The following is a 20817-nucleotide window of genomic DNA, read 5'->3' as shown; positions in this document are numbered from 1 at the left end:
TCAGCACCGGCCGGGCACTCACGGGCCCGGCCTCACCCCTCTTCCGGAGACCCTGCCTTGCGCAAGCGCACACTCCTCCTCGCGACCACCCTCGCCACCGGCCTGCTCACCGCTCTGCCCGTCACCCCGGCCACCGCCGCACCCTCCGGTCTCGCCGGGGACTTCAACGGTGACGGCTACCGGGACGTCGCCATCGGCGCCATGAGCGCCGACGTCGGCTCGGTGCAGAGCGCGGGGGCCGTCGTCGTCCTGTACGGCTCGTCGTCCGGGGTTTCCGCCGCCAAGAAGACCGTGATCACCCAGAACTCCACCGGCGTCCCGGGCACGGCCGAGTACGGCGACCGCTTCGGCAACAGCCTCGCCGCCGGCGACCTGAACGCGGACGGCTACGCCGACCTGGTCGTCGGCTCCCAGTACGAGAGCATCGGCGACCGTGACGGCGTCGGCTCGGTCACCGTGATCTGGGGCGGCAAGTCCGGCCTCTCCGGCGGCTCGGGGCTGCCCGCGCCGTCGTCCCAGCTCTCCGAGTGGGGCGGCTACGGCGCCGGCATCGCGACCGGTGACTTCGACGGCGACGGCAAGACGGACGTCACCGTCACCGGCCAGAGCTACACCGGCCTGTACAAGGGCCCCTTCGCCCGTACCGGCGCGCCCACCGGCCAGACCTCCGTCTACGAGGTCGGCTCGACGTACGACGTGATCGCCGGCGACATCAACGGCGACAAGGCGGCGGAGCGCGTGTACCCGTACAGCGTCAGCAGCGACCACGGCGGCGTCATCGGCTACCTGGGCTACGACCCCGCGGGCTGGGAGAGCCACCCCGAGTCCAGCTACGCCCAGACCATGCTGCCGAAGGCCGACGGCGCCCTGGGCTCGGTCGGCGACATCAACGGCGACGGCTACGGCGACCTCGTTCTCGGTGACTACGAGGACCCGCGCAGCGACAAGCCCGGCGGCCACAAGGGCGGCCAGATCAGCGTCTGGTACGGCGGCCCGAACGGCCCCGACCCGGAGCAGCAGCCGACCGTCATCCACCAGGACACGGCCGGTGTGCCCGGCGCGGGCGAGGCGGAGGACCGCTTCGGCGCGGCGGTGAGCGTCGGCGACGTCAACGGCGACAAGTTCGCCGACGTCGCGGTCGGCGCCTGGGGTGAGGACAACGGCACGGCCAAGGACTCGGGTTCCGTGACGATCCTGTTCGGCTCGGCCACCGGGCTGAAGGGCTCGGGCGCCAAGTCGTACACGCAGAACACCGCGGGCGTCCCCGGCAGCAGCGAGAAGGACGACGCCTTCGGCATGGCGGTCCGCCTGGTCGACCTCGACAAGAACGGCAAGGCCGACCTGGTCACCGGCTCCGGCTACGAGAACGGCTACGGCGCGATCACCGTCCTGCGCGGCGCCGCCTCCGGCCTCACCGCCACCGGCGCCACGTCCTTCACCGCCCGTGGCGTCTCCCTCAAGGGCGGCGCGGACTTCGGCTGGGTGATCTCCCAGTGACGTACCGCCGACTCGCCGTCCTGCTCGCGGCCTCCCTCACCCCGCTCGCGCTGTCCGCCCCCGCCGCACAGGCGGCGACGCCCGCCACCCCGTTCGACTTCAACGGCGACGGCCGGGCCGACCTGGCGATCGGTGCCCCCGGCGCCACCGTCGGCGGCAAGGCGAAGGCGGGCGCCGTCTCCGTCGTCTACGGCAGCTCGACCGGCCTCAAGAGCTCCACGTACAAGCTGATCACCCAGAACACGGCGGGCATCCCGGGCACCGCCGAGACCGACGACGCCTTCGGCTCCGCGCTCGCCTCCGCCGACCTGAACCGCGACGGTTACGCCGACCTCGTGGTCGGCACCCCCGGCGAGGACCTCGACGGCGACACCAACGACGGCATGGTGGCCATCGTCTGGGGCTCGAAGACCGGTCTGTCCGGCGGCCGTGAGCTGCGCAACGACAACCATCGCGAGAACGACCGCTACGGCAAGGCCGTGGCCGCGGGCGACTTCAACGGCGACGGAACACCCGAGGTCGCGACCGGCTCGACCGGCAGGTTCGAGCTCAACTTCGTGTCCGGCCCCTTCACCAGGACCGGCGCCTTCGGCGGCGGCAACGGCGGGTCCATGGCCGGTGGCTCCCACCCGTTCTCGACGTCGTACGGCGTCGAGTACCTCTCCTCCGGAGACGTCATGAAGAGGGGGTTCCCGCAGCTGATCGCGCACGGTCGCCTCGACGGCACCGACGACGCCGTCACGACCCTGGTGGACGGCAGCATCGGCAACTTCAACGACTGGCTGGTGAACCTGCCCGCCGGTTACGTCTCCGCGGTCGGCGACATCGACCACGACGGCTACGCGGACATCGCCGTCGGCAACCACCGCGAGACGTCAGCCGACCCGGCGGGCGCGAAAGGCGGCAAGGTCACCGTCTGGTACGGCGGCCCGGACGGCCACGACAGCAACCGCGCCCCGCTCGTCATCACCCAGGACACGGCGGGCGTGCCCGGCGCCGCCGAGACCGGCGACGCCTTCGGCTCCGGTGTCTCCCTCGGCGACATCAACGGCGACACCTACGCCGACCTGGCGATCGGCGCGTCCGGCGAGTCCACCGGCGCCGCGGCCACCACCGGCTCGGTCACCGTCCTGTACGGCTCGGCCTCCGGCCTGACCACCAAGGGCGCCACGTCCTACACCCAGAACACGGCGGGCGTACCCGGCGCCGACGAGAAGTCCGACCGCTTCGGCGGCCGTACCAGCCTGCTGGACCACACCGGCGACCGCCGTGCCGACCTCTCCGTCTCCGCGCCGGGCGAGAACTCCGGCGACGGCGCGGTCTGGGCCCTGCGCTCCACGGCGACCGGCCCCACCACCAGCGGCGCGACCAGCTTCGGCCCCTCGACGACGGGCGTGTCCACGGCGGGCAGCCCCGGCTACGGTTCGACGCTGGGCAACTCCTGAGCGAACCCCGAGCAAACCCTGATCAACCCGTGATTCTCCCCTTAGGGGATGTCACAGCTCGGCCGCAAAGCCGGGTCCGGAACGCCGGGCCCGGCACCTCACTCACGGAGACCAGGTACGTTCGAAGACGTGGCTGGATTCAGGATCGGACGCGGCCGGGACAACGGCGCTCCTCAAGCGCGACCGCAACAACCTCCGTACGGGCAGCGGCAGGCGCCCCACGGGAACGGGCAGCAGGCGCCCCAGGGCCAGACGTACGGCTCGCCCCAGGGGCGTCCGTCGTACGGCTCCCCACCGGCGCCGCAGCCCTACCCCGGGCAGCAGCAGTACGGGGGCGGCGGCACCCAGGCCGGTGGTTATGACGAACCGGAGTACTTCGGCGACGGCGGCACCTACCCGCCGCAGCCGGGCCCGGACCCGTACGCCGCCAACAACCCTGGGAGCACCCAGGCGTTCTCGGTCGGCGACGACCCCTACAACCAGAGCGGAACGTACCGCGCGGGCGCGGCTCCGGCCGGACCGATCGGGCCGCGTCTGCCGTGGAAGGACCTGCTGAGGGGCATCTTCCTGGCCCCCAACCAGACCTTCCTCCAGATGCGCGACTACACGATGTGGGGCCCCGCCCTCATCGTGTCCTTCCTCTACGGCCTGCTCGCGGTCTTCGGCTTCGACGGCGCCCGCGAGGACGCGATAAACGCCACACTCTCGAACGCCGTTCCCATCGTCCTGGTCACCTCCGTGGCGATGGTCCTGTCGTCCTTCATCCTGGGCGTGGTCACCCACACCCTGGCCCGCCAGCTCGGCGGCGACGGCGCGTGGCAACCGACGGTCGGCCTGTCGATGCTGATCATGTCCCTCACGGACGCCCCCCGCCTGGTCTTCGCGATGTTCCTCGGCGGCGACGCGCCCTTCGTGCAGATCCTGGGCTGGGTCACCTGGATCGCGGCCGGCGTCCTGCTGACCCTGATGGTCCGCCACTCCCACGACCTGGCGTGGCCGAAGGCCCTGGGCGCGTCGGCGATCCAGCTGATCGCCCTGCTGTCGATCGTGAAGCTGGGCACGTTCTAGTAGTCCGCTAGTCCGCTAGTCCGCGGCGGTACGGATCGCGGTAGTACGGAGAGGGGCTCCCGGCACGCATGCCGGGAGCCCCTCTCTCGCACCTCAGGCTGCGAGAGGCACCTGCTCGCCCTCTTGTGGGATCTGGTAGTGAGCCCAGATCTGGTTCAACTCGTGCTGGTAGTAAAGCGGGTACAGAGCGGCCACGATGAAAAGGATCAGTCCGATCCAGGGATTGCAGTCCCGCTGCATCCCGGCCGACTGCTGCATGCGGGAAATTCGCAGACCGGTGTTGTAGACCGATACGAAGGGCGGAATTATCACCAGCCAGCCGACGGTGACAGCCAGAAGGGCCATCACCGGATTGACCTCGATCCGGTGATCAAAGTCCCGAGCTTCGCGATTGATTTTGTAGTACCACACCAGGTGGTAGATGCCCAGTGTGATCAGCGGCCAGATCAGCCAAACGAGAAAGATGTTGCGGGTCCTGCCAGCGCGACCTGACATGACGCACCTCCCATAAACCCAGTGCATCACGACCGGCCGCGCCGCGCGCGTCGGGCGTGTTGGGCAGGGAGTCCGCAGGTCAGACGGCTTCCTCGTTCTCCTTCGGTAGCTCTCCCGACCTATGTACCGGAGGCAACACACTCCACGGGAAGTTGATCCACTCCTCGGTCCGCTTCCACACGTACTCGCACTTCACCAGCGACTGCGACTTCTCGTAGATCACGGCGCTGCGGACCTCGGCGACGGTGTCGAGGCAGAAGTCGCGCACCAGCTTGAGCGTCCTGCCGGTGTCGGCGACGTCGTCGGTGATCAGGACCTTCTTGTCGGAGAAGTCGATGACGTCGGGCACGGGAGCGAGCATGACGGGCATATCGAGGGTGGTCCCCACGCCCGTGTAGAACTCGACGTTCACGAGCGAGATGTTCTTGCAGTCGAGGGCGTAGGCGAGCCCGCCGGCGACGAAGACGCCCCCGCGGGCGATGCTGAGCACGATGTCGGGCTCGTACCCGTCGTCCGCGATGGTCTGCGCGAGCTCGCGCACGGCGACACCGAAGCGCTCGTAGGACAGATTCTCGCGTACGTCACTCATGTCGCTGCCGCCCCGTTCGTCACACCTGGGTCCGATGGAAGTTGAGGAAGGACCGGGAGGCCGTGGGCCCCCGCTGCCCCTGGTACCGCGATCCGTACCGCTCACTCCCGTAGGGGGACTCGGCGGGCGAGCTGAGCCGGAACATGCACAGCTGGCCGATCTTCATCCCGGGCCAGAGCTTGATGGGGAGCGTGGCGAGGTTGGACAGTTCGAGCGTGACGTGCCCGGAGAAACCGGGGTCGATGAACCCGGCGGTGGAGTGGGTGACGAGCCCGAGCCGCCCGAGGGAACTCTTCCCTTCGAGCCGCGAGGCGAGATCGTCGGGGAGCGAGATGACCTCGTACGTCGAGGCGAGCACGAACTCCCCGGGGTGGAGGATGAACGGCTCGTCCCCCTCCGGCTCCACGAGCCGCGTCAGATCCACCTGCTCGACGGATGGATCGATGTGGGGGTACCGGTGATTCTCAAACACCCGAAAATACCGATCAAGCCGTACATCGATGCTGGACGGCTGCACCATGGATTCGTCGTAGGGATCGATCCGTACGCGTCCGGCGTCGATCTCGGCCCGGAGGTCCTTGTCTGAGAGAAGCACGCCCCGAGGATACGCAAGGCGCGCGGACCGGCCACAATCGGACGCCGCGCGCCTGCGCTACTGCCTGTGCGTGTCTACTGCTTCTGGCTACTGCTTCTGGCTACCGCTTCTCACTGCGACCCCTCACCACGGCTTCTCACCACCGCTTCTCGTCAGCGCTTCTCGTCAGCGCTTGCGGCCACTGCTTCCGGATGCTGCCTCCGACCGCTGCCGCTGGTCCTCCAAGGCCACCGGCACCACACTGCGGAGCCGGGCACACCGTGGACACCGCAGCAGCCGACCGGGGCCGAGCCGCTCGGCCTGCTGCATCGGGAACGAAGCGGTACTGAACACGTGCCCATCGGCACATCGGACGACGGTGCGCTCCATCAAGTCCTAGAGTTCCTTCCCCAAAGAGCCTCGTCGGGCTACTGCTCACCCGACGATAAATGCCACGTTACGGGATCAAAGGGACGACTCTACAGGCGGCACTCCGGCCTCGCCCGGACCCTCTCCCACCCCTCCACCGTACGCCCCAACTCCCGCACCCCGCAGCCCCGTCCCACCCCTGAAACGCAGTCAGCCCCCACTGCTTCAGCACCGGGGGCCGGACATGAGGTAAAGTGACAGAGCGTTCCGACACCGGCCCTGACCGGCGTCTTTCGCGGGTGTAGTTTAGTGGTAGAACATCAGCTTCCCAAGCTGAGAGTGCGAGTTCGATTCTCGTCACCCGCTCCATGAAGAAGGCCCAGGTCATCGACCCGGGCCTTTTTGCTGTCCGCTGTGATCACTCGCCGCGTGCCAGATTCGTGCCAGAACGAGGCGGCGACGTCCGCGGGCTCCTGGCCCGGAGCCAGCCGCAGCCGGACACACAGGCCCGTCGTGGTGGGCCGGATGATGCCCCGACGGGGCGGAACAGGATCTCCCGACAGCTGGTCACCTTGATGGCCAGCACCCGCAGCCGGGACGGCGCGACGGTCAGGCCACAGGCGTCCATGGTCGAGGAGTACGAGGCCAGCAGCCGGGCCACCGAGACCGGCAGCCCGACCGTGGACCAGTACGCGGCCGGGTTGGCGTGCCGGACGTAGGCCGCGCCGCCTATCGCAGCGAGCGAGCCGCCCAGCTCAGCCAACGTGATCAGGTCCGTCACGGCGATCAGCCCGCCTGAGCGACCGGGAAGGCGCCCGGCGCAATCGCGGTGGCTCGGTAGGCGATGCCGTGCCGCTGCTGGCCGTTGAACACGCTCTCCCACGGCCGGGCGATGAGGCCCGGCAGCGATACCGGAGAACCAACGCTCAGGCCCTCCGTCACACCGCTTTCGGGAACGGTGACCTGGATGAGCGACGAGTCCCCCTCGTCGATGAAGACAACGCCGACGGTCATCAGCGCCTCACCGCTCACGGTGTCCTTGGCAACCTCACCGGTCTGCCGGTGACGCACCTTCGGTGCCGGCGCTTCGGTGAGCAGGATCGTGGCGGTCGAGGCGTCAACGCGGATCACACGCACAGAGAGTTCTCCTTCTGAGATCGATCAACCCATCACCTGACAGGTTGACTTAGCAAGTTCGAAGTTAGAGTTGCCAAGTTGACTTGTCAAGTGTGAATGGAGCTCAACTGCCCATGCACTTGGGCTCAGTTCAAGCGATACGTGTCTTCGAGCTCCTGCCCATCCGCAGGAAGCAGCACGTCGGAGACCTGCAAAGCCCGCCCCGACGCGTCATGGGCGATGACCAGGACGCTGAGAACAGGCACACCGTCGGCCAGACCGAGAAGCTCGGCTTCACCCGCACCGGGCAGTCGAGCCGAGACCCGCTCCGTCACGTGGTCGAAGCGGAGCTTCTTCCGAGTTTCCAGGTATTCCCGGACGCCGGCGCCCAGCGGTTCGGAGCTCTCCAGTTCGGTGCCCTCGACGAGGTCGGCGGGGAAGTACGACGAGACGAGCTCGACCGCCTCCCCCTCCTCCTCGACCAGGAATTGACGCATCAGGACTTGGGCCCGCTTCGGCAGCCCGAGCGCGGAGGCGATGCGCGCCGGAACCGGCACCTGGTCGACTGCAACGAGACGGCCCGGAATCTGGGACTCGTTGCGCTCCAGCGCTTCGCGCCCTCGGCGGTCCTTCTGCTCGACGACGGCCGGCCGCCCGCGCACCGTAGTGCCGAACCCCTGCCGGGACTCCACCCAGCCGTCCCGTTTCAGCAGCTCAAGAGCGCGCACGACGGTTGGCCGAGACATCCCGAATGCTTGGACCAGCTGATTCTCACTGGGGACCCGGGTGCCCGGCGGGTACGTGCCATCCTCGATGCGGCGTTGGATCGTCTGGGCGAGGCGTACGTACTTGGGTGCCTCCACTTCATACGCCATGAACGCCGCCTGTCGAGATTGGCCAAGTCAACTGGTCAACCAGACTAGCGATAAATCCAATTGCGCAATACTGCGGCGCCACACCTTCCTCAGGCAGGCCACGCATCGGTCATCACGAAGGAAACGACTGTCCCGCCGAGGCGGCTGGGCCCAAGGTGCCACGACTCGGCGATGGAGTCGACGAGGAGCAGTCCGCGGCCGTGAGCGTCATTGGCCTCCGGGTGCCGGAGTCGGACGTTCGCCGGGAAACCCGGGTTGTGCACCTCGACTCGGAGCGAGGCCCCCTCCCGGAACCACTCGCCCCGCACGGCCCACTCGTCTTCCGAGCGTCCGTAGGAGATGGCGTTGGTCACCAACTCCGAGATCATCAACGTGCAGTCGTCGACTGAGCAGGCCGGGTTGTACGGGGCGATGAACTTACGGAACCAGCGCCGGGCGCGGGGCACCGACTCCGGGACAGGGTGCAAGGTCATCGCTCCGAGTCGTGGCGAGTCCTGGCAGGGGTAGCGGTCGATCGTGTAGCCCATCCGTGCTCACTCCTTGCCGCTGCCGTCGCAGTCGAGGCAGCGCCGCTTCGATGTGGCACGAGCACGGTCAGCAGTGGTGGCAAGCGCCAAGGACGTACGCGAACCGACGCGTTTCCAGCCGCGCCCCCGGCAACCCCGGCAAGGTAAGTGCGTGCCCTGATCCGGCCGCTGACTCGTCACACCGTGCCCCCTTCCGATGAAGTGGCCTTAGCCACTTAATGGATAGTGGCATTAGCCACTCACGCTGTGCAAGCGATTCGCCGAAATGACGATCCGTCAGGTAAGGGGGTAGCCCTGCTCGAACGCCCAGCGATGCGGCGGATACGTGGCTTCGGCGAACTCCAACGGCCGGTCCTGCAGGTCGAACACGACGTGGTGCACGATCAAGACCGCCGATCCGGGCTCCAGTTGCAGGTCAGCCGTCTCTTCACCGGTCGCCTGCCGGGCACACATACGGTCTTCGGCGTAACTCCCCTGTCGTCCCGTCATGTTCTCGACGTACATCAACGTGCCCTCTTGGATCCGTTCAGGCTCCAGAAGCCTGGGCGCCCGTTGACCGACGTCCGGCGCGAACCACGAAGTGGACAGCGTGATGGGGCCGTCCTGATTATTGGTCACGCGCCGGCGGTGCACCGCCCGACGGTCCTTGACCAGGCCCAGCGCCTCAGCAACGTGATCCGGCGCCTCCAGCCAACCCGCTGAGGTGATCACCGCATACTCGCCAGGGGTGTAGATCTTCCCTGTCTGCCTCGTCCGTCCGTACAACTCCCGGGCCCGCCGGTTGACTTCAAGGCTCCGCACATACGTGCCCGAACCCTGCCGCTTCTCGACGAGCCCCTGATGACTCAGCGCCTCCAACGACCGCGCTGCCGTCGGCCTGGACACCTTCCAGTTCGCCGCCAGTTGCCGCTCCGAGGGGACCTCGTCCCCCGGCCTCAGGTCGCCCCGAAGGATCTGATCGCGGATGTAGTGAGCGATCTGGAGATACTTCGGCTGCGCCTCTTCGATCTGAGGCATGTCCCCTCCTCGTCCAAGTGGCTATGGCCTCTAGCCACTATAGGGTGAGCGGCCAGGGGCCGAGCCCGTAATGTTGAGCACATGACGCGGTTGATCGTCGCAGCAGGAGGAGGGGGCGACGCAGTCGCCGCCGCAATGCTTGACGCCGCCCTTTACGGCGCCGACGACCAGGCGGTGATCCTCACCTACGCGTGGGACCGTTTGTTGGTCGACCCTGTCCCAGGCCCCCGAGGCCCGTCCGACTTCACGGGACTTGAACCGCTCACTCCGTTTGTCTGGTCAGTGCCGGCCGAGGCCCGTCCGATCTCTCCAGCAGGATCAACCCTCCCCCGGCTTGCGGCAGAGCTCCCGTACACCTTCGCCCTGATCGACCCGCATCACGGCGCCGAGGGCGTCACCCGCCAACTCGAAGAGCTGGTGCGCCACTTCGAGCCGACGTCGATCGATCTCCTGGACGTGGGCGGTGACGTCCTCGCGCGAGGCGACGAACCGACGTTGAAGAGCCCGCTTGCCGACGCCCTCACGCTGGCCGCATGCTGCCAGGTGAACGCTCCCGTCAGGCTCCTGGTCGCCGGTCCCGGCCTGGACGGTGAACTCCCGCTCGACGAAGTGCGGAGTCTGCTCGGGCCTCTCGTCCGCACCTTGACCGCGAAGGATGCAGAGCCAGTGAGGTCGGTCCTGGAGTGGCACCCCTCCGAGGCGACCGGGATACTCGCCGCAACAGCGCGAGGGGTACGAGGCATCTGCGAGGTACGAGACGCCGGACTCTCCATTCCCCTCACGAACGAAAGCCCGACGGTGCGCAAGGTCGACCTGGACGAGGCCCTAAACCGCAACGAGCTGGCTCGCGCCATCCTGTCGACCACCAGCCTGGATGAGGTCGAGGCGCACAGCCGCGAGGTCTGCGGCTACTCGGAAATCGACTACGAGCGCAACAAGGCCGCATGGCTCAAGGACCAGCCAGCGGTGGAGCTCGATCCCGGCACCGTGCTGCCCCAACTCGACGAGTTCGAGAACGAGGCCCGAAGCCGCGGAGTCACCCACACGACGTTCCGCCACCTCACGGAGGTCCTGAATCTCAGCGGCTCACAACGCGATGACCTGCGCCAACTCCTCATCAGCAGCCGACCAGAGCGCTACGTCGCGCCACTGTGGCAGATCCCAGCCGAAGCCTGAGTAACAACCTTCTCTACGGGTTCAAGGCGGCTCGCTCCGCTCCCCGCGCGCGGCCCGGCCCCCGGCCGGGCCTGAGCTCCTGTCTCCGCCCCGCTCCAGCCCGGCCGGGGGCCGGGCCGCGCTGATAACGGTCAGCTACCGGACGTCAAGGAAGGGGTCGTCGTAGCTGAAGTGGCTGGCCGCCTCAGGACTGAGCTCTACTCCTCAAAGAAGCTTCGGAAGATCAAGTCGAATTCGCACTCGCCAGCAGGGGCATCTTGCGCAATAGCGGATCTAATCGCGCTAGCCGTTCGATGCTCATCGCAAAAGCTCTGCGCTGCCGTCAGCTTGTCTCCTGAAATCGCATCGGGGTAGTAGTCTTCAATTGCACCCCGTTCAAGCACATAAATCTTCTCAGTTCGCAAAGACAAGAGAAGATCATTTTTTGCCTCAGAAATCTCCGCCGAGGGCGGATATTTAACGAGAATCGTTCGCAAGTCGCGAGTCACCGCTCGGGTAAAGAAGTCCTCAACTTTCTTCTGCAGCTCGGGCCACTCACAACCCCCCTCGATAAAAAGATCACCAAACTGCTTCGCATCTCTCCAGAGTTCCTTCATGGCAGGAGCATCACGCAACCTACGGGCCTGATTATTGGAAATTTCGTCAGACGCTGCACCGTTGGCTGAGATATTCTCCCCAACCAACTGCATGAGGTGACGTTGCTTTTCTAGTGAAGCCTGGCCGGCACCCAGCTTGCCAAAGCCCTCGGAGATGGCGTCAAGATCCACTAGGACGGCTACCGAGACACCAAACCGCTCAAAGAATTCCCGATACCTTGCAATGCTCGACTTTCCGTTAACGCGCGCGATAGCCACAGACTGTTTATCGAAGTCCCAATCCGGGTGTAGCATATGCGCGATATGCGGAATTAGAATATGATCACTATCTCCTTCTACAAGAAGTACCTTGTCGGAGAAGAAGGCTGCATCGTTGTTCTCTTGACGAATCATCTGGAACTGATCCTTCGCCTTGAGGTGGGAAAGATCTACCGGATACGCAACGGCAGTTGGAGGCGTCGTGGTCCGATTCTTCGCGATCTTGACGAAAGTACCCGTCGCTTGAGGACTATAGAAAGCGGTGGAATGCGTGCTGACGAGGACATGATTGTCCTGCGCGAAAATGCGCAGCGCCTCGAATAGTTGGCGCTGAGCACGTGGGTGCAGGAAGAGTTCGGGCTCCTCGAACAGGAGCAAATAGGGTCTCGGCCTAACCTCTGCGGCGTCTCCTCGCACAGCAGCTCGCAACTCTGCGTAGGACCGCAGAATAGCGAACGTCACAGACCTGCGGAGTCCGTCACCTTTGCTCTTGAAAGCCCCACGGATTCCGTCATCGACCGTAACGGTCGCATTTGACAAGATACTCCGAAGGTCAGGAGGAGGAATTTCGATGCTCACCGAAGTATCGGGAAAGGCAGCTTGCAAATTTCCTTGCACCAAAGATTCGATTTGGCGAACCTCGTGAAGCCGATTGTCGCTCAACGTGCCGTCAGGCAAGACCTCGGTATTGAGATAATTACGCAGCTGCCCAAACAATGTGTCGATGTCGGAAAGTTGAGGCTTGATCTGCTCAAACAGAATTCCCAAAAGCTTCCCGAAAGAGCTACTCTCGGAAGTTTTAAGATCATCAGAGAGCTCTTTCACGGCCGGGATATAGATGACCTCAGGCAAAAGCGCTTGGATGGATCTATCCATTCCCGTTACAAGATCAACGTCGCCTTTGATCCGCGCGGCGGGCGGAAGGTTGGCGGACAGTTCGGAGATTGCCTCCTTCACCTCCTTCTGTGACGGCTTCGGTGACAATTTTTCACGAAGCTCAGGAAATGCGTAAATGGCACCTTGCCTAAGCTCCTCCCCACGCTTACCCGCCACAAGTTCCTGAACAGAAGAAGGCCAGTAGCGCTTATCTGACGGGATATCGTCAACTTGTTTGAGTACGCCCTTGCCAGGGGCAGCGTACACTCGTGACAGTGTCAACTTTCCACCTTCGGCTACCTTTTCAATGCGACCCCTATGCTCCTCTGCAAGTCGCGCAAGGTCCTCATCTTTGATCTCGTCGAACGTGACCTCGATGCGCAATGGGCTACGCGCATCATAGAAATCCGAGTCCTTCAAGGTAGGACCACTGAAGAAAATATCGAAGGCTTGCAGAATGGAGGATTTACCCGCGTTGTTCTCTCCGATGATGCAGCCGAATTGAGAGACTGGAATCTGGAGATCTCGAAGTCCGCGATAATTCTGGACATGTACATGCGAGATCCGCATCGCTGTGCCTCTCATGGATCATGGGCCCCAAGCCCGCCTGTGCCCTGGTTCTTGAGCTAACTAGCGTAGATCTATGAGGCTCATGTGAGTGCCGGTTTCCCCGAGTTGGCTGATCCTGCCGACAGCTCCCCTACATACAGGGGGCGTTGGCAAACGATAGGCCCAGGCCACACGCCTCGCGACGAAGGAAGCTTCCGCAGGCGCGCTGTTGGCCCAGGACCGTGTGCCACGCGACGAGGCCACGACCAAGCTGTTACCGATCAGCGCCCTATCAGTCCCAAGGTGATCGCAGCTTCCTGAGCTGACAACGTTCTGGCGGATGCGCCCGAGTCGCCTTCGCGGGCTGGCCGTCGTGGCATGCTCTGGTCGACGGCACCGATAGCGTGGCTGAGGTCGGTGGGGGCGCAGGGACACACGCGCGCCCCGTCGGCTGGCTGACCCGTCGTCGTGGCTGACTGTCGTCGGCTGAGGCTCAATCGGACAGCATCAAGGCGCACCGCCGTCAGCTGAACGCGGAGTGCACCGGTCCAGGTTGAGCCATTGCCGGGGCCGCTCGAGGTTGCTCAACAGTGCCCTACGGAGGGCTACCGGCTAACGGACTATACAGGCCGAATCGATGGGGGGGGTTATGCACGAGAATGAACTGCGTCAGCTTGAAGAGCAACTGCATCAAGTGCTTATCGCGTCAGGATTTGAGTGGCTAACGGACGCCGTACAAGATTCAGCCGCCGCGGGAGTACCGCAGGAGAAGTTGCTTAGGCGGCGACGGCAGTCGCGGCCTACAGAAAGCGCTATCGACGGAGGGGGATCTGAGGAGCCTGAATACACGACTGTATCCAACTACACACAGCGTCAGTACCGGGCTGGACAGCGTACTGGAAGCGTGGTGATTTCAACACGCCCAATGGAAACGCGAGAACGTGTCGAGCTACTCCTCGATTCGCTGCATCGAATGTTCGTGGAACTGCCCGAGGTAGAGGAAAGCACCTTGTCAGTTCTCGAGGAAGGGGATGGGCGGCGACCTCCCGTGTTCAGCGTTAGGTTCATCCCAGCTGACACCGATCGACGTCGACCTACAGAGGAAAGGGTGCTCTCACGCGAACGTGCTGAGCTTCACCGTCGAGACATCTCGCAAATCATCGTTGCTCTACGGGAAGGCATCCGCGGATGAGTGGGATCGACGACCTTCTCAACGAGGTTAAGTGGCTGATCGCTGCTCAGAGCCTCTCGTACACATCCGCTTCTGACGCCTGTGACGTTTACGAGGGATTCCTATTCTCCCTAGTGGTCAGCACCGCCAGCAAGTGGAGCGCGCAGGTGCACTATGAGGACGTGCACGGCAACACTGTCCAGGACCTCTTGTTCCGTACCGGCCCGGGTCAGCTATATCAAAAGGCAAAACCGTTCACTCATGCCGTGATCGAGTTCGACCGTGCCCCAGCCTTGGAGGCGCACGTGGGTGTACGAGTCCAAGGAGGCTCTGGTGTGCTCCACGAGTGCGACGTTGTCGTACTTCAAGCAGACGAGGCAGCGCTAAGTCGTCGCGAGGGCATCGCACCGCGCGGCAACAAGTGCCTCCTCGCCATCGAATGCAAGTACTACGCCACTCACTTGGGAATCGAACTTGCGCGCAACTTCGAAGGGCTGCATGCGGACCTGAAGGCGCAGCACGAACTATTCGTTTCCAACACGAGTGCACCGAACGTTCTCCGGTACTTGTCCGCGCGCAAGCGCGAGTACGAGCCTCTCGTGGCACCCAGCGCGCCCGACCGCGTCCAAGAAGTCCGATCCCAGATTCGCCGAGCCTTCAAATCTTACCTCAGCGGGTACACGGGTTCAGCCCTCATTTGAGCACCAGCAGGTACCGCTTGCCGACATCCCACCTGGCCGTCCATGCACGCCCAATCCGTCGGCCCGGCTACGTACTCCTAAGACAGATGTGAGCGCGGTCGGCCCAGCTTAGTGACAGCCTCTGTCAATTATACGGATTTGCCTTATTTCTCGAACAAACGCTCCTGGCCATCACTGACGCGCAAGAATCGGTATTCAGTCGACCGCGCGTGGCCAAGCCTGTCTGTCTTTCGGGCTACCTCGACAACGAATGAGACCGTCATGCCGAGTTCCAAGTGCATACCGATAAGCCCTTCCGGGTCAATTCGAACCTCGTATGCAGAGGACGTCCTTGAGACACCCGTCTTGATCTTAACGACGCCGGACTCCCTAAGCTCTGTAATCCGGCCGGTGATGCCCATCTTGGATTTCTGCACCTCTGTGTTCCGGAGGCTACGGACGTAATCCTTCCCTCGCCTTGATAGGTGCGATGACCTAACGGTTCCATCCAGACTGAACCAGCGCATATCCATGGACAGGTCGAATTTATCAAGCGCTTCGACTACGCCGTCCAAGCCGGGCACTATGCGCTCCCACCGGCGCACGTCCTGCTCTTTTTCCGCAGCGTCAACCAGCTTGAGAAAGTCACGCATTGCAGGGTCAGCGATGGATGAATCAACGACCGCGAGATCCTCGTCGGTGTCACTGACGATCTCAGGAACGCTGGGTCGCACATGCAGAATAGTGCTTCCCCTAGATACACCCGTCAGTTCAAGTTCAACGTCTTTTCGGGCAGCCGCAGAAACACCTTCCCTGAGTGGCTTTAGTAATGCGTCGCCGATTCGGAAATCAAGAGCGCCCCGGTCGGCCGCCTCACCTCGAAGGCGCACAACTAGCTCTTCGTGAAGCTGTGCAGCGGGATCGTAGTGACGTACTGCCTCAAGCCAGTGCCGGCGTAGCTCCTCGTCGTAAGCGTCTTCGCTCAAATGCTCTGGATCTTGATCAGCGAAGAAGCGAGCGTTGGCCTCACGGTTTCGCTCAAGGGCACGTTGTCGCCAGCTAGTGCTCACAACGTCACCTCCACGTAGCCACGCCGGGGGGCCGCACTGTGTAGCGTCGGCTTACCCTTGTCTACCCCATTGGACCGACAACGCTGCCACCAGTCGTCCCAGGCTCCACGCTCACGTAGGTAGGCCTGCTCAGCCGGATCGAGCCGCTCTGAGCGAAAAACGGACACTATCGGCCGGTACCCGACCCTGAGGGGCGAAACCCCAAGCTCCGCCAGACGTGCTTTGCGGTTGAAGGCCGACGCGAGCCACCGTGTCCCCTCCAGACCACGGATAGCGGCCACAGCGCCCTCATCTATCAACACCGTTAGATCTATGTTCTGAGGGTTCAACTTCGTGCTGACGTAGCTGCCACCCAACCAGATGGCATGGATGAGGGAACCGTCTCCGATCGCCGCTCGATATCGGTCCTCAAGATCTAAAAAACGACTCAGGTAGGTCTCCAGACCTACCCATAACGACTGTCGAGTATCCGAACCAGCGAAGCGCGGATCATGAACCAGCTGCTGTTCGGCTTGCTCGGGATCCAGTCGGTACCGGCCGGGTGCGAGAAAACCGTTTTCCCCCCACTCGAGAACCACGTGCCCCCCTCAGCGTTGTTGCCTCCCGCCTTCATGATCGGTGCACTGGCGCTCGTCGACAAGAGCGCTGATGGGCCTTTGCTCGCGCCGCAGCCTCCATGGTGTGCAGGCCCATCGAGTGTCTAACTGCGTGACAACGTCCACGAACAACAGCGGACAAGCGCGAACGTCTACGGACCATCAGCGCAGGTGAAGAAGACTGCAACCAAGGCAGCACCCCAGCCCAAGTTGCTTCGGGACGAAGAGGTCGGTGCCGAGCTCAGCCCTAAGGTGAGGGCGTGCGAAACGACCGACACGACGAACCGCTCTCCGATGAGGAGCTGGTGCTCTTCTTGCAGTACCTCCATCGCTTTGCCGACCACGACGTCGATCAGTTCGCGCTCATGGAGGTAGGCGACGCTGAGTACCCGTGCTACGTGACCATCTCCCGGGCTTTGGAGCCCGGGATCGACCGCGCCGTCTACCGCCGTCCAGAACCAGACCGTGTGGTGCTATCCGACATCCACGACTGACATCAACAGCGCCGGACGCCGGCAGTTTCCGGCGATCGTTGGTGTCGATTCAGGCCCCGCAGCATCCCACCGCAGAGGCGACCTGATCGAACTCCTAAGGCGGTGCTCCCGCTCAAAACGAGGCTGTGAAGCCGGCGGACCGGTCCAGGTGGAACGAGGAGCCCGAAGCCGTCGGGGTCCAACCCTCACGCAGGGCGAGCCGTACCGCCATGGCAACACCAGACGGCAGTGCAGCTCAGCCTCGCGACCGATCCAGTTGCTCGGATGCGGCTGGTCGGTGGTGACCACGAGCGTCGTGCCTGGGGTGGCCACATGCTCGACCGCGAACGTGCACGGCGACCAGGCCAGGCCCTGGAAGTACGTCGGTCGGCCTCGCAAACGCCAGCGGTAGGTCATGCCGTCGACGACGATCCGTCGTGATCCCTTGCGGACCAGTGCCATGGCTCCCCCTTCAACAGCGACGATGCTAGCGAGCCAGGCCCCGCCCTCCGTCTCAGTTTCCGTCTCATTCAGCGCCGTTCACGGCCGTTCAGGCCGGACCGAAGCCGGTAGCCGCCCCCACGATCGACCGCCCATGAATGTAGGTGAACAGCCCTGTACGCGGCCAAGCGGGGCACCACCACAGTTGGAAAGCGTGCACACGAGACCGTGCACCGGCTGTACCGACTCGCGTGCGCGTGGAGCTTCCATGCAGTCAGGCATGCGCCCTCCCCCGAGACGGGCGAGGAAGTGCACGCTGGGCTCCGGCCCGTGAAGCGAACTACCGGGGGTGGACGGTGGGTGAGTGGAAGCAAGGCAAGTGCGGTTGGCCGACCGCGGCTGGGCACCGTTGTCAGAACAAGACGATGAAGGGCACGGCAGGCTGCTACCTCCATCAAGGCGACTGGACGAAGCGCGGCCAGGCCGAACTGAAGAAGCGAGCTAGCAAGCGTCGCAGGAAGTGAACTCCTGTCGCAGCACTAGGGTCCGTCTTCAAAGATCATCGGATGGTGGATCATTGTGGGGTGATATGCCGTCATGAACTCACCGATCAGGAGTGGGAGTTACTCGCTCCGCTGATACCGCGGGCCGTCACTGGCCGGCCGCGTGTGTCTGACCGGCAGGTCGTCAACGGGATGGTCTACAAGATCCGGACTGGTATCTCCTGGCGCGACCACTGCTCTCCATGCCCAGCCACCTCGGCTGAAGGCCGTGCCGCGGCCAGTCCACATCCTCGGGAACCCGTATGGGAGTAGGGCGGTCCCGTCCGTGCTCCGCCCAGAGCCGCAACGCCCGATCGCGCTCGGATCCGGGCTCCGGCTGACCGATTGGGACCGGCACCAGGCCGGCGGCTGCGCTGCTCATCGCACCCCAGGTCAGGAACGGCGGCAAGGATACTGCGCACAGTGCGCGAACTGTGCACTCAGGGCGCGCAGGGTCGGTTACGGCTCAGGGAGGGGTTACGGCCAGTCGATACGCCGTCCGTACGGTGACGCGCCACCCCCTACTGGGGAATGGCCGGTTCCTTCCCTGTAGGGACTTCGATGCCGTGCGCATGATGAGCAGGTCAGCTATCGACTGCGAGGGGCGATCATGCGGATACGGACAGCGGTCATGGCTGCGGCTAGCGCGACCGCACTTACCATCGGCTTTGCGGGCTCAGCGGAAGCCAACGCCTGGGCTTTTTACACCGCTGTGACGACGGATCCAGCGGCAGCGGGGTCCGCAAGACTGGAATACCGATACGAGCCCGACGGCTCTGGCGCCTACACCGCCTACGTCAGAGGCGGTGGTGTGACGTCGTATTACAGCGACGGGCACGGTGCCATTCTGCGGATGCATGACGGAAGCGCGACGATCGACAAATGGAAGACCGTCGACGCTGGCACTGCTGGCACTGGGAGCGTGGAGTATCCCGGCGTGCAAAGCGTGTGGTTCGAGGTCTGCAACTACAACCTGTCGACGAACGCAACGTACTCCTGCGCCCGACTGCGCAAGGAGTAAGCGCTGCCAGGCCGCCACTCAGCCACCTCGTCACTTCGCGTTGTCCCCGCACTCAGGCGCGGAGATTCTCTTCGGCGTCCCTACGAGCTCCACCGCCACTTTGTTGTGCACTGGCTCGTACTTGGCGAGCGCCTTCATCGAGACAAGCCGGTCGTCGAGCCGCCCCCAGCCACGGCCGTTCCGATCGCGAAACGCGAAGTACCGGTCAGTGACATACATGATCCGGCGTGGCAACTTGGCCCGCTCGCCGTCCGCACTACGTGTCCGTAGTTGGCCTGGCTCGATGGTCTGGAGAGAGCACGGCGGCAAGGGGTCGAGGATGATCTGCGCTGATGCCATCGTGTCCGGCTCCGACTCATCCGCCGAGAAGATGCGGAGCTGGAACCTCATTTGGGAGGCACCGACCGGGTCAGGCGATCTGTTCATCACGTGGAGCACAAGGTTCTCTGTCCCTTGGCCTTCAAACCAGAACGAGACCTGCGTCGCTTGACTGCGCGCTTCCCGCTCGGAGTCCTCTATCGACTGGTCCAGTTGATCCTGTGACACCCGAGCGCCGTAGTACGTGGCGACGCCTGTGAAAGCCACGCTTCCGATACCTGCAAAGACAGTGAGGACGGTGCCGATACCGACCCACGGGGTCCGCCGCCACCACCGTTCCGGACGCCCTCTGCGCGCCCGGACGCGGTTCAGCCTGGTTCGCTGCCTCGCAAGTCGTGACTCCACACGCCTCAGTAACCCGTTCGCCACAAGTCCCCCCTGTCTCACCAGGACGATAGCTTCCAATGCGGCGCAACTCACAATTGAGAGGTGCTAGAGTCCGTCTTCAAACGGATCTTGCCCAGAGCAGGAATGACGCCAGACTGACCGCTGCTTCGTAGGAGGTGGCGGTCTTGTCATATCTGGTGGCGATGCCACGGAAGCCTTTGAGCTGGTTGAAGCAGCGTTCAACAATGTTGCGTCGGCGGTAGATCTGGCGGTCGAATGCCGGTGGCCGGCCTCCGTGGCGGCCACGGTTGTGACGGTGTCGCTGTTGGTCGTTCTTCTCCGGGATGGTGCACGCGATGCCTCGTTTGCGCAGGTAGGCGCGGAAGCCGCGGGAGCTGTAGGCCTTGTAGGCGACGACCTGGTCGGGTCGGCAGCGGGGGCGGCCCAGGCCGGTGCGGGGGACCCGGATCCGTTCCAGGAAGGGGCGTGCGCAGATGCTGTCGTGGCGGTGGCCGGGTGTCAGCAGGATGGCGAGGGGTCGGCCGCGGCCGTCGCAGGCGAGGTGGACTTTGGTGGTCAGTCCGCCTCGGGATCGACCGAGGGCGTGATCGTCCGGTTCGTCCGGTCGGTGGATCCCCCTTTTCTTCCCGTCGCAGCGGCGTGCTGGTGGGCGCGGACGATGGTGGAGTCGATCTGGACGAGCCAGTCGATGTCGCCGCCCGCGTCCGCGCGGGCCTGGATCTGCTGGAGAGCTCGGGTGAACACACCGTCCAGGGCGTAGCGGCGGAAGCGGGTGTAGACCGTCTGCCATGAGCCATAACGTTCCGGTAGGTCGCGCCAGGAGATCCCGGTGCGGATCTTGTAGACCATCCCATTGACGACCTGCCGATCCTCCACGCGCGGGCGGCCTGTTACTGCCCGCGGTATGAGAGGAGCGAGTAACTCCCACTCCTGATCGGTGAGTTCATGACGGCGTATCACCCCACCATGATCCACCATCCAGCGATCTTTGAAGACGGACCCTAGCGGCGACGCCGACGAGGGCTCGCACCACAAGCGCACCAGATGGAGCGGGGAGCAAGGGGGAATCA

The 20817-nt window shown here is 64.2% G+C and carries 19 protein-coding genes, 1 tRNA gene and 2 pseudogenes; 9 read left to right on the top strand and 13 right to left on the bottom strand.

The annotated features are described in order from the left end of the window. Window positions 1-57: 57 nt before the first annotated feature. Genes AB0H86_RS05590 through AB0H86_RS05580 form a run of 3 tightly spaced genes read left to right on the top strand, consistent with a single transcriptional unit; the run spans window position 58 to window position 4010 of the window. Window positions 58-1497 (top strand): FG-GAP-like repeat-containing protein, encoded by a 1440-nt coding sequence (locus AB0H86_RS05590; protein WP_362433281.1) that lies wholly within the window; start codon window positions 58-60, stop codon window positions 1495-1497. Then, window positions 1494-2942 carry an FG-GAP-like repeat-containing protein gene (locus AB0H86_RS05585; RefSeq protein WP_362433278.1) on the top strand — a complete coding sequence of 483 codons (1449 nt, stop codon included), beginning with the start codon at window positions 1494-1496 and terminating at the stop codon, window positions 2940-2942. The genes AB0H86_RS05590 and AB0H86_RS05585 overlap by 4 nt, the downstream gene beginning before the upstream one ends. Before the next feature lie 48 nt (window positions 2943-2990). After that, a complete protein-coding gene (locus AB0H86_RS05580) occupies window positions 2991-4010 on the top strand; it encodes a YIP1 family protein (RefSeq protein ID WP_362433276.1) in 1020 nt (339 codons plus the stop codon). A gap of 93 nt (window positions 4011-4103) precedes the next feature. Here AB0H86_RS05580 and AB0H86_RS05575 read toward each other — a convergent pair whose 3' ends face one another. The 3 genes from AB0H86_RS05575 to dcd form a co-directional block, all read right to left on the bottom strand. Continuing rightward, a complete protein-coding gene (locus AB0H86_RS05575; RefSeq protein ID WP_362433274.1) occupies window positions 4104-4505 on the bottom strand; it encodes a DUF4234 domain-containing protein in 402 nt (133 codons plus the stop codon). A gap of 79 nt (window positions 4506-4584) precedes the next feature. Further along, window positions 4585-5094, bottom strand: a complete 510-nt coding sequence (locus AB0H86_RS05570; protein ID WP_362433272.1) for a phosphoribosyltransferase — start codon at window positions 5092-5094, stop codon at window positions 4585-4587. Window positions 5095-5113: 19 nt separating this feature from the next. Beyond that, complete coding sequence (gene dcd, locus AB0H86_RS05565; protein ID WP_362433271.1) at window positions 5114-5689, bottom strand: dCTP deaminase; 576 nt, start codon at window positions 5687-5689, stop codon at window positions 5114-5116. 643 nt (window positions 5690-6332) lie between these two features. Between dcd and AB0H86_RS05560 the strand changes: the two genes are divergently transcribed. Continuing rightward, window positions 6333-6406, top strand: a tRNA-Gly gene (locus AB0H86_RS05560). Window positions 6407-6486: 80 nt separating this feature from the next. Here the strand turns inward: AB0H86_RS05560 and AB0H86_RS05555 are convergent. The 5 genes and pseudogenes from AB0H86_RS05555 to AB0H86_RS05535 form a co-directional block, all read right to left on the bottom strand. Next, window positions 6487-6818 (bottom strand): annotated as a pseudogene (locus tag AB0H86_RS05555) (conjugal transfer protein TraS); the annotation flags it as partial. Between the two features lie 5 nt (window positions 6819-6823). Beyond that, window positions 6824-7174 carry a hypothetical protein gene (locus AB0H86_RS05550; RefSeq protein ID WP_362433268.1) on the bottom strand — a complete coding sequence of 117 codons (351 nt, stop codon included), beginning with the start codon at window positions 7172-7174 and terminating at the stop codon, window positions 6824-6826. Between the two features lie 125 nt (window positions 7175-7299). Beyond that, window positions 7300-8028, bottom strand: coding sequence for a GntR family transcriptional regulator (locus AB0H86_RS05545; RefSeq protein ID WP_362433265.1), 729 nt, complete (start codon window positions 8026-8028; stop codon window positions 7300-7302). 89 nt (window positions 8029-8117) lie between these two features. Next, window positions 8118-8555, bottom strand: coding sequence for an ATP-binding protein (locus tag AB0H86_RS05540; protein ID WP_362433262.1), 438 nt, complete (start codon window positions 8553-8555; stop codon window positions 8118-8120). Window positions 8556-8831: 276 nt separating this feature from the next. Then, entirely contained in the window at window positions 8832-9572 is a 741-nt protein-coding gene (locus AB0H86_RS05535; protein ID WP_362433260.1) for a GntR family transcriptional regulator, read from the bottom strand. Between the two features lie 81 nt (window positions 9573-9653). Here AB0H86_RS05535 and AB0H86_RS05530 point away from each other — a divergent pair, with 81 nt between their 5' ends. Next, window positions 9654-10748: a DUF1152 domain-containing protein gene (locus AB0H86_RS05530; protein WP_362433257.1), complete on the top strand. Its 1095-nt coding sequence runs from the start codon at window positions 9654-9656 to the stop codon at window positions 10746-10748. Between the two features lie 197 nt (window positions 10749-10945). Here AB0H86_RS05530 and AB0H86_RS05525 read toward each other — a convergent pair whose 3' ends face one another. Further along, window positions 10946-13048 carry an AAA family ATPase gene (locus AB0H86_RS05525; protein WP_362433255.1) on the bottom strand — a complete coding sequence of 701 codons (2103 nt, stop codon included), beginning with the start codon at window positions 13046-13048 and terminating at the stop codon, window positions 10946-10948. A gap of 1167 nt (window positions 13049-14215) precedes the next feature. Here AB0H86_RS05525 and AB0H86_RS05520 point away from each other — a divergent pair. Then, window positions 14216-14899, top strand: coding sequence for a hypothetical protein (locus tag AB0H86_RS05520; protein ID WP_362433253.1), 684 nt, complete (start codon window positions 14216-14218; stop codon window positions 14897-14899). A gap of 143 nt (window positions 14900-15042) precedes the next feature. On the opposite strand, the gene AB0H86_RS05515 is transcribed toward AB0H86_RS05520, so the two are convergent. Continuing rightward, window positions 15043-15864 carry a hypothetical protein gene (locus AB0H86_RS05515; protein ID WP_362433251.1) on the bottom strand — a complete coding sequence of 274 codons (822 nt, stop codon included), beginning with the start codon at window positions 15862-15864 and terminating at the stop codon, window positions 15043-15045. 940 nt (window positions 15865-16804) lie between these two features. On the opposite strand from AB0H86_RS05515, the gene AB0H86_RS05510 reads away from it, so the two are divergent. Next, on the top strand, window positions 16805-17038 hold the full coding sequence (locus tag AB0H86_RS05510) for a hypothetical protein (protein WP_362433248.1): 234 nt from the start codon (window positions 16805-16807) through the stop codon (window positions 17036-17038). A gap of 112 nt (window positions 17039-17150) precedes the next feature. Here the strand turns inward: AB0H86_RS05510 and AB0H86_RS05505 are convergent. Beyond that, window positions 17151-17479: pseudogene (locus AB0H86_RS05505) on the bottom strand (hypothetical protein). A 545-nt stretch (window positions 17480-18024) separates the two neighbouring features. Between AB0H86_RS05505 and AB0H86_RS05500 the strand changes: the two are divergent. After that, window positions 18025-18273: a transposase gene (locus tag AB0H86_RS05500; RefSeq protein ID WP_362433245.1), complete on the top strand. Its 249-nt coding sequence runs from the start codon at window positions 18025-18027 to the stop codon at window positions 18271-18273. 358 nt (window positions 18274-18631) lie between these two features. Further along, window positions 18632-19021, top strand: coding sequence for a hypothetical protein (locus AB0H86_RS05495; protein WP_362433242.1), 390 nt, complete (start codon window positions 18632-18634; stop codon window positions 19019-19021). Window positions 19022-19051: 30 nt separating this feature from the next. On the opposite strand, the gene AB0H86_RS05490 is transcribed toward AB0H86_RS05495, so the two are convergent. After that, window positions 19052-19606, bottom strand: a complete 555-nt coding sequence (locus tag AB0H86_RS05490; protein WP_362433239.1) for a hypothetical protein — start codon at window positions 19604-19606, stop codon at window positions 19052-19054. A gap of 238 nt (window positions 19607-19844) precedes the next feature. Continuing rightward, a protein-coding gene (locus AB0H86_RS05485; RefSeq protein ID WP_362433702.1) for an IS5 family transposase occupies window positions 19845-20704 on the bottom strand; the annotation gives its coding sequence in 2 pieces (ribosomal slippage) (window positions 19845-20348 and window positions 20351-20704; 858 coding nt in all). Between the last annotated feature and the right edge of the window lie 113 nt (window positions 20705-20817).

Source organism: Streptomyces sp. NPDC050997 (assembly GCF_040660135.1).
Lineage (GTDB): Bacteria > Actinomycetota > Actinomycetes > Streptomycetales > Streptomycetaceae > Streptomyces.
This window is presented reverse-complemented; position numbering and strand designations above follow the sequence as displayed.

Bases quoted from the DNA above. Each gene is read 5' to 3' on its own strand.
- AB0H86_RS05580 (WP_362433276.1), top strand. From the start codon at position 2,991: ATGTCACAGCTCGGCCGCAAAGCCGGGTCCGGAACGCCGGGCCCGGCA.
- AB0H86_RS05575 (WP_362433274.1), bottom strand. From the start codon at position 4,505: ATGTCAGGTCGCGCTGGCAGGACCCGCAACATCTTTCTCGTTTGGCTG.
- AB0H86_RS05570 (WP_362433272.1), bottom strand. From the start codon at position 5,094: ATGAGTGACGTACGCGAGAATCTGTCCTACGAGCGCTTCGGTGTCGCC.
- AB0H86_RS05545 (WP_362433265.1), bottom strand. From the start codon at position 8,028: ATGGCGTATGAAGTGGAGGCACCCAAGTACGTACGCCTCGCCCAGACG.
- AB0H86_RS05540 (WP_362433262.1), bottom strand. From the start codon at position 8,555: ATGGGCTACACGATCGACCGCTACCCCTGCCAGGACTCGCCACGACTC.
- AB0H86_RS05535 (WP_362433260.1), bottom strand. From the start codon at position 9,572: ATGCCTCAGATCGAAGAGGCGCAGCCGAAGTATCTCCAGATCGCTCAC.
- AB0H86_RS05530 (WP_362433257.1), top strand. From the start codon at position 9,654: ATGACGCGGTTGATCGTCGCAGCAGGAGGAGGGGGCGACGCAGTCGCC.
- AB0H86_RS05525 (WP_362433255.1), bottom strand. From the start codon at position 13,048: ATGCGGATCTCGCATGTACATGTCCAGAATTATCGCGGACTTCGAGAT.
- AB0H86_RS05520 (WP_362433253.1), top strand. From the start codon at position 14,216: ATGAGTGGGATCGACGACCTTCTCAACGAGGTTAAGTGGCTGATCGCT.
- AB0H86_RS05500 (WP_362433245.1), top strand. From the start codon at position 18,025: ATGGTGGATCATTGTGGGGTGATATGCCGTCATGAACTCACCGATCAG.
- AB0H86_RS05495 (WP_362433242.1), top strand. From the start codon at position 18,632: ATGGCTGCGGCTAGCGCGACCGCACTTACCATCGGCTTTGCGGGCTCA.